We start from the raw sequence: 10,685 nt of genomic DNA on the forward strand, positions 1-10,685 counted from the left end.
GAGCGGCCCGGCGCTCCCCGCCGAGAGCGGACTACAGGTCGAGGTCGCCGGTCGCCGAGCGCAGCGAGCCGGTCTCGGCGTACGCGGCCCGAACGTTGCGGGCGATGAGCGCCTGGTGGACCTCGTCTGCGCCGTCGACGAGACGGGCTGAGCGCGCGTGGCGGAGCATGCGCTCGAGCGGCGTGTCGGTCGAGTACCCGAGCGCCCCGTGTACCTGGATGGCGCGATCGACCACGCGCCAGAGCGTGTTCGCGACGTGGTGTTTTGCGAACGACACTTCCTGGCGGAACGGCAGTCTGTGCTCGATCTTGTAGGCCGCGTGCAGCACCATGAGCTTGGCGGCGTAGAGCTCCATCGCCGAGTCGGCCATCATCCACTGGATCGCCTGCTTGTCAGCAAGCGGCGCGCCGTGCAGCTCCCGCTCCTCGGCGCGCGCCACGAGCATCTCGAGCGCGGTCTCGATCTGACCGATCCAGCGCATGCAGTGCGCGAGTCGAGCGGGTCCGAGTCGAGCCTGGCCGAGCAGGTGTCCGTTGCCGCGTCCACCGAGGACGTTCGCGTCAGTGACCCGCAGATCGGTGATGCGGATCTCGCAGTGGTTGCCGTGTCCGGCCATGGTCTCGATGTCGCGGATGACCTCCCAGCCGGCGGCTGGTAGATCCACGATGAACGCGGTGTTCGACGCTTGCGGCGGGTCGGCGTCGGGATCGGTCTTGGCGATGAGGATGGCGAAGCCCGCGCCGCGCGCACCCGAGATGAACCACTTGTGACCGTTCACCACCCATTCGCCGGTCGCGTCGTCGTGCACAGCCGTGGTCCGGATGCCGGTCGGATCTGATCCCGCCACCTCTGGTTCGGTCATCGCGAAGCACGAGCGCAACCGCCCTTCGACCAGCGGCCGGAGATAGCGCTCCTTCTGGTCATCGGTCCCGTGGTGCAGCAGCGTGTGCTGGTTTCCCTCGTCGGGCGCCTGCGCGTTCAACACGAACGATCCGAACGCGGTGCGCGCCGCTTCCGCTGATACGAACGCCATTGCCGTGATGCCGAGCCCGAGGCCGCCCCACTCCTCGGGCATGTGGGGAAGCCAGACCTTCCACTCCTTGGCCTTCTCACGCAGCTCGAGGATCAAGCCGACGACATCACGGCGTTCAGGCTCGCCATCGGCCGCGTTGGCATACAGCTTCTCTTCGGCCGGACGCACCTCGGAGTCCATGAACTCGCGGACCCGCAAGCGGACCTTCTCGACGTCGGGCGGAAGCGTGAAGTCAACTGCCATTGGTCACTCCGCTCCTCGCTCGCGGCCGTCCGGCCAGCGCTCCGCTGCGTTCGATCGACATGCTGTGTCATCCTACGGCGATGCGGCTTGCGGACAAGGTGGCCATCGTCACGGGATCGACGCGTGGGATCGGCCGCGCGACAGCCATCCGGTTCGCCGCTGAAGGTGCGAGCGTGATCATCACCGGCCGCTCTGAGGACGACGGCACGGAGATCGAGAAGCAGATTCGCGACGCCGGCGGTCAAGGCACGTATGTCCGTACGGACTTGGCGAACGAGGACGACGTGCGCGCCATGGTCAAGGCTGCAGTCGACAGCTACGGGAAGCTCACGACGCTGGTGAACAACGCGGCGCCGACCGAGCTGATGGGCCCGGGCCGGCTCGATCGCCGGGTCACCGAGCTCGAGAACGATGCATGGGACTCGATCATGCTCGTCGCGCTCAAGGCGGTGGTGTGGGCGTGCAAGTACTCGATCCCCGAGATGGCGAAGGCCGGTGGCGGCACCATCGTCAACATCTCGTCCGCGGCGTCATTGCTCGGTACGCCCGGCCTCGACACCTATACGGCGGCCAAGGGTGCGCTGAACACGCTGACGCGCTCGATGGCCGTGGAGTACGCGCCAGACAACATCCGCTCCAACTGCATCGTGTCGGGCATGGTGCTCACGAGCGAGGGTGCGTTCAAGATGATGGACGACCCGGTGATCGGTGGTGCCACGAAGGCGATGCACCTGACGCGCCTCGGCCTGCCCGACGACATCGCGAACGCCGCACTCTTCCTCGCGTCCGACGAGTCGGCCTTCATCACCGGTGCCGTGATCCCGGTCGACGGCGGAGTGACTGCCCGCATGCCAGTGCCCGACATCTCGGCCGCCGACATCGACCTCGGCTAGCCAATTTCCCGCTCTCGGCGCTGCGCGCCCACATTGGTCACCGTCGCGAGCGACGGCTCCTTGCTTCGGCGGTCGGCAGAGCCGCCGCCTTCGCGGGGCCGCTCGGGCCCGGGTTCGACTAGCGCTGCTTCGAGCGCTCCAACGCGTCGTCGAGACTCATCTCGATGTCCCGATGGAAGGGGATGAGCGGCATGACCTCCCAGTCCGCGTACCGGAACGACGGCATCGTCGTGAGCACGAGGTGGAGATCTTCGTTCGACTCGGCGTCGACGATGAAGCACACGCCCATCGGGCCGATGAAAACGCCACCAGCCTTGACCTTGCCTGACTTCTGCATCTCGCCGAGCTGCTCGAGCGTGTCCTTCGACGCCTGGAGGAACTCCGGCGTCGGCTCGGTGCTCGAGTCGATCTGGCCCTGGACCAAGAACAGCATCGGCGGAGTATAGGAATGAGGTCATGCACCCGCGCCTTTCGGTGAGCGCAGTCTCGAGCTGGGGTTGGAGCCTGAACGAGGATCTCGCGTTCTGGTCCGGCGCCGGCATCGATCACGTCGGTCTGTCGTTCCGCAAGCTCGAAGAAGCGGGCCTCGACGTGGCGGTCACGCGCGTCCGCGACGCGGGTTTGCGGGTGAGCAACATCGTGGAGCTGGGTTGGTGGGATCTTGCGACGCCTACGACGTGGTCCGCGCAGCAGACGCGGCTCTTGGCTGCGGTCGACGCTGCAGCCATGTTGGGTGGGTGCTTGGTCATGACGACTGGTCCTGCGGGGCTGCTCGAGTGGAGCGCCGCGGCCGACGCGCTCGCAACCGCGCTCGAACCCGTGCAGCGCGCGGCACGAGCCGTCTCGGTGCCAGTGACGATCGAGCACACGGGTCCGTTGCGCCTCGACCTGAGCTTCTGCACGACGGCGCGTGACGGAGTGGACCTCGCGCGCCGGGTTGGCACTGGCCTATGCCTGGAAGTGAACTCGTGCTTCGCGGAGCGCGACCTCACCAGGACGATCATGGGTGCGGACGACGTGCTCGCCCATGTGCAGGTGAGTGACTTCGTGATCGGCAGCCTCTCGACCCCGGATCGCGCCGTCCCAGGTGACGGCGACATCCCGCTCGGCGCGATCGTTCGGACGGTGCTCGACCGTGGGTATTCAGGTGCCTTCGAGCTGGAGATGGTTGGGCCCCGCATCGAAGCCGAGGGGTACGAGTCGACGATCCGGCGCGGCGTCGCGCACCTCGAGGGGCTGCTTGATCAGTCGAAGGCGTAGGTGATCTCGGGCGGCGTCGTGAGCAGGTCGTCGAGCCTCTCGCGCGCGACTCGGACCGCGTCGGTCGCGCGATGCGCATCGATCGCCGCGTCGTCGGTGAAGAGTTCGTACCCGAGCACGACGTCAGGCTCGTCACGGGCCGCGTGAACCACGAACTGCTCGTTCCCGGGCTCAGCGCGGGTCGAGGTTGCGAGCTCGTTCAGTGTGTCCAGCAGCTCCGCGCGACGGCCGGGCTTGGCCGTGAGCCTCGTGAAGATGGCGATGGACATCGCCCGACGCTATCGGCCGCTACGCGGCGCGGTACGCGCCGGGCGTGGTGAACATGCCCGGGTGCCAGCGATCGGGCGTGAGCACCACGGCCCGGGGATAGTCCTCGAACATCCATCGCGCGAAGTTCCGACGGGTCCACGGCGTCAATCCGGCGGCACGTATCGCGGCGCGAGCCCCGAACGGGGATCGCAGCACGCGTTGCAATGCATTGGAGAAGCGCAGGTCGCGGCCGATCGAGCGGTCGACCGCCCGCTGATAGCGAGCGGCGACGGCGCCAGGCTCGCGGTGGTAGAGCAGAGCTTCGATCGCGAGCATCCCGGTCTCCAACGCCTGTGCGATCCCCTCCCCGGTCATCGGGTCCACGACGCTTGCTGCGTCGCCGGCGTACAGCACGCGGCCGTCGGTGAGTCGCGATGGTGCATACGACGTGGGAATTGGCCAGGCGCGGTACCGGCCCTCGGCCTCCGCTGTCGGGCCGATCACCTCGCGCACGGCCGGCCGTTCGATGACGTCGCGCCACAGCGCCGCAAGCTCTTTGCCGGAGCGACCTTCGTCGCGGAGCACGCCGAATCCCACGTTGGCACGGCCGTTGGCGAGCGGGAACACCCAGGCGTATCCCGGCAACAGGTCACGCTCGAACAGCACCCACTGCTTGCGATCATCGACGCCGCGGAAGTACTGACGCACCGCGTGCCACGTGCCGAAGTCGTTGTGCGGCCGCGCATCGCGCAAGCGGCGGACCGCGGACCAATGCCCGTCAGCTGCGATCACGAACGAGGCGTCGACGGTCGTGCCGTCGCCGAGCTCCGCGCGCATCGCGTCGTCGTGGTCCTGCATCGCGGTGAGGGCGCTGCTTTCGCGGACCTCGACGCCGCATGCACGAACCCGCTGGACGAGTGCCGCGTCAAGCTCGGCTCGCGGGACCACCGCGGAGTGATCACCCACGCCGGGGAGAGGGAGATGCACGTGGCGACCGCTCGGTGACACGAGCACCGTCTCGCGCACGCTCTCGTAGCCAGGCAGTGCGGGTGCATCGACCCCGAGCTCCTCGAGCCGCCGGAGTGCGCTCGCGGTCAACCCGTCGCCACAGGTCTTGTCGCGTGGGAAGGAGGCTTTGTCCACCACGAGGACGTCGAGCCCGCGTGCCCGTGCCGTGAGTGCCGCCGCGGCCCCAGCCGGCCCGGCGCCGACCACGAGGATGTCGACCTTGCCGGTCATCGCCTCACCTTATTGCTGTCATCCGCGGAGGCTCTTCTCCATGGGTCGCTTCGGCGCTCGCTTCGACGTCACGGTCGCTCACGGGTCAGAATCCTCCGCACTATGAACATCGTCGTCTTCGTGAAGCAGATTCCCGACCCGGCCATGCCGGGTGAGCTCACCGCCGAGAACACGCTCAAGCGGGAGGGCAAGCTCATCCTCGATGAGTCGGACAGCTACGGCGTCGAGATGGCGCTCCAGCTGGCTGACAAGGCCGGCGGTGGCGAGGTCACGCTCGTGTCGATGGCCCCGAACAACGAGGTGTCGGGGCTGCGCACCGCGCTCGCCATGGGTGCGGCCAAGGCCATCCTCATCTCCGACGATGCGCTGCCCGGGAGCGACGCGCTCGGCACCGCGAAGGTGCTCGCCAAAGCGGTCGAACGCGCGGGCGAGGTCGACCTCGTGCTCGCGGCCACTGAGTCGACGGACGGATACACGGGCACGACTCCCGCACAGGTTGCGGAGCTTCTCGGCTGGCCCTCGCTCACGTTCGCGAAGCACATCGAGATTGCCGACGGCAAGGCCACGATCCAGCGCCAGACCGAAGCCGGATATGACGTCGTCGAGGCGCCGCTTCCTGCAGTGGTGAGCGTGACCGCGGGTGTCGTCGAGCCGCGGTACCCATCGTTCAAGGGGATCATGGCGGCGAAGAACAAGCCGGTGGACGAGGTGAAGGTCACCGACCTCGGGCTTACGGCCGAGCAGTTGGGCTGGGCCGGCGCGCGCCAACAGATCACGAGCGTTGCCGCCGCGCCGGCGCGCGAAGCGGGCGAGAAGATCGAAGACGATGGCGCGGCGCACGAGCAGATCGTGGCGTTCCTCGAGCGACTCAAGGTCATTTGACGTGCGCAGGCGAGCGAGCGAGCGCGACCGAGATTTAGGAGACGTGAGATGAAGATCTGGGTGTACGCCGAGCCGGCACCGGAGGGCGACAAGCCGGCCACGAGCACGCTCGAGCTGCTCACGAAGGCGCGCGAGCTGGGTGACACGGTGGAGGCGATCTATGTGGGTGCCAACGCCGATGCGATGGCGCCCGCGCTCGGGGAGCACGGGGCCACGAAGGTGTACGCGGTCGACCGGGGTGAGGCGCTTGCCGGAGTGGTCGGCGCGGCTGCCCTTGCCGCGCTGGTCGAGGCCAACCAGCCCGACCTCATCCTGTTCGCGCAGAGCTACGACGGTCGTGACGCACTTGCGCGCTTGTCGGTGAAGCTCGATCGGCCTGTGCTCACGAACGGCACGGACCTCAAGGTCGACGGCGACAAGGCCGTGGTGGGAACTGCGATCTTCGGCGGCAACACGCTCGTCGACACGAAGTTCACGGGGCCGGGGCCGTTCCTCGCCGCGATCCGCCCCAAGTCGTTCGCCGCCGAGCCCGGCGGTGGCGGTGCCGCGACGGTCGAGCAGGTCGCCGCGCCGGACGCCGGACGCGCCGGCGAGGCGCGAGTGCTCGAGCATCACGTGGAGGAGCAGGAGGGGCCGAAGCTCGAAGAGGCTGCGGTCGTCGTCTCGGGTGGCCGCGGGCTCGGGAGCGCCGAAGCGTACGAGCCCATCGTGGAGGGTCTCGCCAAGCTGCTCAAGGGCGCGTCGGGTGCGTCGCGCGCCATCGTCGACGCCGGCTGGGTGCCGTACGCGAAGCAGGTCGGTCAGACCGGCAAGACCGTGAAGCCGAAGGTGTATGTCGCGCTCGGCATCTCGGGCGCCACGCAGCACCTCGTGGGCATGAAGGGCTCCGACAACATCATCGCGGTCAACAAGGACTCGGAGGCGCCCATCTTCTCGGTGGCCGACCTCGGTGTGGTCGGCGACGTGCACAAGGTCGTGCCCAAGCTCATCGAAGCGCTCCAGGCCCGCGGCTGACGCGAGGTTTGTCGGTGGACGTCGACGTCCGCCCCCTGCGCGACGACGAGCGCGCAGCAGCTGGCGGCGTTGCCGGGCGCGCGCTGTCGACCAGCCCGACCTCGTTCTGGGTGTACGGCGATGAGCCGGTGACGCGCGTGCGTGCCAGCCTGGATCTCTTCGTGGGCTTCGTCAGTGGTCAGTCGGAGCCGCTCGGCGCGTTGATGGGTGAGCACGTCGTGGGCATCTGTGGCTTCGCGCCTCCCGGTGCGTGTATCGGCGCTTTGGCGCCGGAGAACCTGCGCACACCGCCCGCCACCGTCGGCGGCACAGGCGATCCGTCACGCGGTCAATACATCTGGGCGCTCTACTGCGGCCGCGACCTCGACGAACGTCATTGGCACCTCGGACCGGTCGCCGTGGAGCCTGGACTTCAGGGCGCGGGCATCGGTGGCCTCATGCTGCGCGCGTTCGGCGAGCAGATGGACGCTGACGGCGAGGTCGCGTGGCTCGAGACGGACAAGCCGGAGAACGTGGTCTTCTACCGGCGCGCCGGCTTCGACGTGACCGATGAGGTGACCGAGCACGGTCTCACCACGTGGTGGATGCGCCGGGACCCGCGCTGAGACCGACCTCGGCGATCGACCGCCAGCGGTGACCCGCGAAGAGCAAGTGGTCGAGCAACGCGACGCCTTGGTCGAGGCACTCGACCCGTAGGCCCTCGAAGCGCGCCACGTCGGCGGCGGTCGGTGCGAGCCGATCCTCGTCGACGAAGGTGACGAGCACGAGGTCGGTCGCGTCCATCTCGTCGGCGAGGGCCACGAGCTCGCCGGCATCGCCTGCCGTGCGCTCCTGGCACACGTCACACGGACAGTTGAAGGCCGCGCCGCTGAGACGCATCGAGTCGTCGATCCCGATCAGGAGCTGGCCTTCGGTGTGCTCGTCGCACACCAGTTGCTTGATGATCTCCACGGCGTCGTTCGGCCCGCGGATGATCGGCATCTGGCGCCGCTCGGCCCGCGAGTAGCTGCGCTTGGGCATGACGTATCTCCCCTTCGGTGCGTGTCGCATCGCGATGGGGAAGCGCGCGGGGGAGTGGGCCCACGTTGCCCTGGGGGTGTGACAGTCAGCCCGAACGGCCGACTACTCGAGCCGCGCGCCGGCGACCCAGATGCCGTGGAATCCGAAGGGGACTCGGCGTCGGAGGTGGATCGTCGCCACCGGCGCTGCGGTGAAGTCGGTGGCGTCGATGACGAGAACGTCGCTCGAGTCGGTCGTCGCGTCGTACACGACCGAGAGCACCCAACCTTCGTCCTCGCCGGCATCGGGTGACGCGGGCACGAAGACCGGCTCACCCGCTGCGCGACCCGTGCCGGCGTCGTGACGCTCCACCTTGCCAGCAACGAGGTCGTGCTTGCGCAGGCCGTTCTGCACTGCCCACTCTGAAGTGATCTCCATCGTGTAGCCGTAACGGTGGACGCGCCCAGTCTGGCGTTCGTCGATGCGCGGGAGCTCTTGGCCAGAATCGTCGAGCATTTCGACCGTCACCCGCGCCCGCCCCTGGTCGACGAGCCACCGCTCGAGTCGAGGCGCCGTGCTCGCGCCCGGACCGTTGTCCTGGGTCTCGAACATGTCGGGGTAGCGGGCGACGTCGAGCACCACATTGCCGTCGGCGTCGTCGTACGCGTTCATGGGGTGGTACACGTAGCACGGCTCGACGTCGCACCACACGACGTCGGCATCCGTCCCCGATCGCGGCATCACGCCGACCCGCGCTCCGTTGTCCGGTCGCCAGGCGAATGGGGCAGGCTGAGTGCCGACGAGCGCGAGGTCGAACACGACGGGCAGGTCCATGAAGACCGCACGCGTCGACGTGATCGCGAAGTCGTGCATCATCACCGCGGCCGGCAGCGTGATGGCCTCGGCCGTGACGAGGTGTCCGCTCGCGTCGACCACGTGGTAGCGGAGGTACGGGGGACCGAACACGTCGTACCCGAAGAAGACCATCTCTCCGGTGATGGGATCGACCTTTGGGTGTGCCGTGAACGGGGTACCGAGCGCGCCGTCGAAGTCGAGCGCGCCCACGGTAGAGAGGTCGGACCTCACCTCAGTCGGGAGGCTCACCTCGTAGAGCGCCAGGATGCGCCCGGCGTGGTGCACGAGCGCGGTGCTCGCCTTCCCTTCGAGGCCGTTGACATCGCTCGACTTCCCGGGCGCGTCCTCGCCGAGCGCGGCCGCCGCCGAGGGCGTGCGTACGAACCGGTTGCGATAGCGCGCCCGCCCGCCTCGCAGCTCGATGCCGTGCAACATCGAGTCGCCCAAGAACCAGTGGTACATCGCCGGGTCGGGGTCGACGATGGGGTTGGGCCCGTTGCGCAGCAGGAGGCCGTGCAGCTCCGGCGGGACGGCACCCGTCACCTCGAGATCGGCGTCGTCCCGCTCGTCGTGTACCGGGGCGTAGTTCCCGAGGAGATACGGATTCGGGGCAATTGCGGTCATGGTGCCAATCTTCTCGCGTGGATCTGCCCGACGCACTCGCCTGGCTCGTCGGCCGTTGGGAGGGCGAAGGACGGGGCGCGTACCCCAACTGCGCCGACTTCACGTACCGGGACGAGATCACCTTCACGCACCCCCGCCCCGAGAACCCGGTCCTCGCGTTCTCCGAGCACACGTGGCTGCTCGCCGACGGGTCACCCTCGCACGAGGAGGCCGGCTACCTGAGGGCCACGGAGGACGGGCGAATCGAGCTGGTCGTCGCGCATCCCCTCGGCGTGGTGGAAGTGCACGACGGCGCGATCACCGGCCACCGTATCGAGCTCGTCAGCCTGGCCGTGGCCTGCGCACCGACCGCGGAGCCCGTCACGCAGATGCGTCGCACGCTCGAGCAGCGCGACGACGACACGCTCTGGTACCAGCTCGACATGGCCGCCAACGACCAGCCACTCGTGTTCCATTGCGAAGCCACGCTCCACCGCGCGGGCTGATCGTCCGCCACCCCGGTCGGAGCAAGTGACGCTCGAGTGGAAATACGGAACCACAGCGTCACTTGCTCGGATGGAGGTGGAAGCCGGTCAGTCAGTCGGCGATGTCGATGACGACGGGGGCGTGGTCGGAGGGGAGCTTTCCCTTCCGTGCGTTGCGGTCGACGAGCGCCCACTGCACCCGGTCGATGACGGGCTGCGTGGCCAGCACGAGGTCGATGCGCATGCCGCGGTGCTCATGGAAGTCGCCGCGGCGATAGTCCCAGTACGAGAAAAGCTTGTCGGTGTCGGGGTAGACGGCACGGAATGCGTCCTGGAGGCCCCACTCGTGCAGACGCGTGACCGCCGCGCGTTCCTCCGGCGTGACATGCGTCGAACCCTTGAACGCCTTGGGTGACCACAGGTCGCGGTCTTCGGGCGCCACGTTGAAGTCGCCCATCATCACGAGCGAGTCGGTGGGCTTCGCGTTGCCATCGACCCAGCTGTGCAGGCAGTCGAACCACTGGAGCTTGCGGTCGTAGAACTCGCTCGGGACCTCGCGCCCGTTGGGCACGTAGACGTTGACGAACCGGATCCCTCCGCAGGTGGTGGCGAGCAGTCGGGCGTCGCCCTCGTAGGGATCGAGCACGCCCTCGCCGAACCCGCTCGACACGTCCTCGATGCCCACGCGTGACAGCGTGGCGACCCCGTTCCACTGCCCGGGCCCGTGATGCACCGAGTCGTACCCGAGCGCGGAGAACGTGAGCTGGGGGAACGTGTCGTTCGAGAGCTTCGTCTCCTGGAGGCAGAGCACATCAGGCTCCGCGTACGTGAGCCACTCCACGACGCGCGGCAGGCGCGCCTTCAACGAGTTGACGTTCCAGGTGGCGAACCGCATTGGTGCGGGACCGTATCGCGCTACTTCGATTCCTC

At 68.2% G+C, this 10,685-nt stretch carries 13 protein-coding genes; 6 read left to right on the forward strand and 7 right to left on the reverse strand.

What is annotated here, in order from left to right; translation table 11 throughout:
• Positions 1-31: 31 nt before the first annotated feature.
• Entirely contained in the window at positions 32-1,276 is a 1,245-nt protein-coding gene (locus tag WEE69_13655; GenBank protein MEX1146339.1) for an acyl-CoA dehydrogenase family protein, read from the reverse strand.
• An 80-nt stretch (positions 1,277-1,356) separates the two neighbouring features.
• Here WEE69_13655 and WEE69_13660 point away from each other — a divergent pair, with 80 nt between their 5' ends.
• On the forward strand, positions 1,357-2,169 hold the full coding sequence (locus WEE69_13660; GenBank protein MEX1146340.1) for an SDR family oxidoreductase: 813 nt from the start codon (positions 1,357-1,359) through the stop codon (positions 2,167-2,169).
• Positions 2,170-2,287: 118 nt separating this feature from the next.
• On the opposite strand, the gene WEE69_13665 is transcribed toward WEE69_13660, so the two are convergent.
• Positions 2,288-2,602 (reverse strand): muconolactone Delta-isomerase family protein, encoded by a 315-nt coding sequence (locus WEE69_13665; GenBank protein ID MEX1146341.1) that lies wholly within the window; start codon positions 2,600-2,602, stop codon positions 2,288-2,290.
• A gap of 23 nt (positions 2,603-2,625) precedes the next feature.
• On the opposite strand from WEE69_13665, the gene WEE69_13670 reads away from it, so the two are divergent.
• Positions 2,626-3,429, forward strand: a complete 804-nt coding sequence (locus tag WEE69_13670; GenBank protein ID MEX1146342.1) for a sugar phosphate isomerase/epimerase — start codon at positions 2,626-2,628, stop codon at positions 3,427-3,429.
• On the opposite strand, the gene WEE69_13675 is transcribed toward WEE69_13670, so the two are convergent.
• Together WEE69_13675 and WEE69_13680 are read right to left on the reverse strand one after the other, a co-directional pair.
• Positions 3,414-3,698, reverse strand: coding sequence for a putative quinol monooxygenase (locus tag WEE69_13675; protein ID MEX1146343.1), 285 nt, complete (start codon positions 3,696-3,698; stop codon positions 3,414-3,416). The two genes, WEE69_13670 and WEE69_13675, sit on opposite strands and share 16 nt — an antisense overlap.
• Positions 3,699-3,717: 19 nt before the next feature.
• Positions 3,718-4,917, reverse strand: a complete 1,200-nt coding sequence (locus WEE69_13680; protein MEX1146344.1) for a geranylgeranyl reductase family protein — start codon at positions 4,915-4,917, stop codon at positions 3,718-3,720.
• Positions 4,918-5,019: 102 nt separating this feature from the next.
• Here WEE69_13680 and WEE69_13685 point away from each other — a divergent pair, with 102 nt between their 5' ends.
• The 3 genes from WEE69_13685 to WEE69_13695 are packed head-to-tail and all read left to right on the forward strand — an operon-like array spanning position 5,020 to position 7,418.
• Entirely contained in the window at positions 5,020-5,799 is a 780-nt protein-coding gene (locus tag WEE69_13685) for an electron transfer flavoprotein subunit beta/FixA family protein (GenBank protein ID MEX1146345.1), read from the forward strand.
• Between the two features lie 48 nt (positions 5,800-5,847).
• On the forward strand, positions 5,848-6,813 hold the full coding sequence (locus WEE69_13690; GenBank protein MEX1146346.1) for an electron transfer flavoprotein subunit alpha/FixB family protein: 966 nt from the start codon (positions 5,848-5,850) through the stop codon (positions 6,811-6,813).
• Positions 6,814-6,827: 14 nt separating this feature from the next.
• Positions 6,828-7,418: a GNAT family N-acetyltransferase gene (locus WEE69_13695; GenBank protein ID MEX1146347.1), complete on the forward strand. Its 591-nt coding sequence runs from the start codon at positions 6,828-6,830 to the stop codon at positions 7,416-7,418.
• Here WEE69_13695 and WEE69_13700 read toward each other — a convergent pair.
• Both WEE69_13700 and WEE69_13705 read right to left on the reverse strand, forming a co-directional pair.
• Positions 7,384-7,833, reverse strand: a complete 450-nt coding sequence (locus WEE69_13700; protein MEX1146348.1) for a hypothetical protein — start codon at positions 7,831-7,833, stop codon at positions 7,384-7,386. The genes WEE69_13695 and WEE69_13700 overlap by 35 nt on opposite strands.
• 102 nt (positions 7,834-7,935) lie before the next feature.
• A complete protein-coding gene (locus tag WEE69_13705; protein ID MEX1146349.1) occupies positions 7,936-9,291 on the reverse strand; it encodes a carotenoid oxygenase family protein in 1,356 nt (451 codons plus the stop codon).
• A 17-nt stretch (positions 9,292-9,308) separates the two neighbouring features.
• Between WEE69_13705 and WEE69_13710 the strand changes: the two genes are divergently transcribed.
• A complete protein-coding gene (locus WEE69_13710) occupies positions 9,309-9,776 on the forward strand; it encodes an FABP family protein (GenBank protein ID MEX1146350.1) in 468 nt (155 codons plus the stop codon).
• Between the two features lie 91 nt (positions 9,777-9,867).
• Here WEE69_13710 and WEE69_13715 read toward each other — a convergent pair whose 3' ends face one another.
• Positions 9,868-10,650 (reverse strand): exodeoxyribonuclease III, encoded by a 783-nt coding sequence (locus WEE69_13715; GenBank protein ID MEX1146351.1) that lies wholly within the window; start codon positions 10,648-10,650, stop codon positions 9,868-9,870.
• Positions 10,651-10,685: the final 35 nt, after the last annotated feature.

Source organism: Acidimicrobiia bacterium, assembly GCA_040881685.1.
Classification (GTDB): Bacteria; Actinomycetota; Acidimicrobiia; order IMCC26256; family PALSA-555; genus SHVJ01.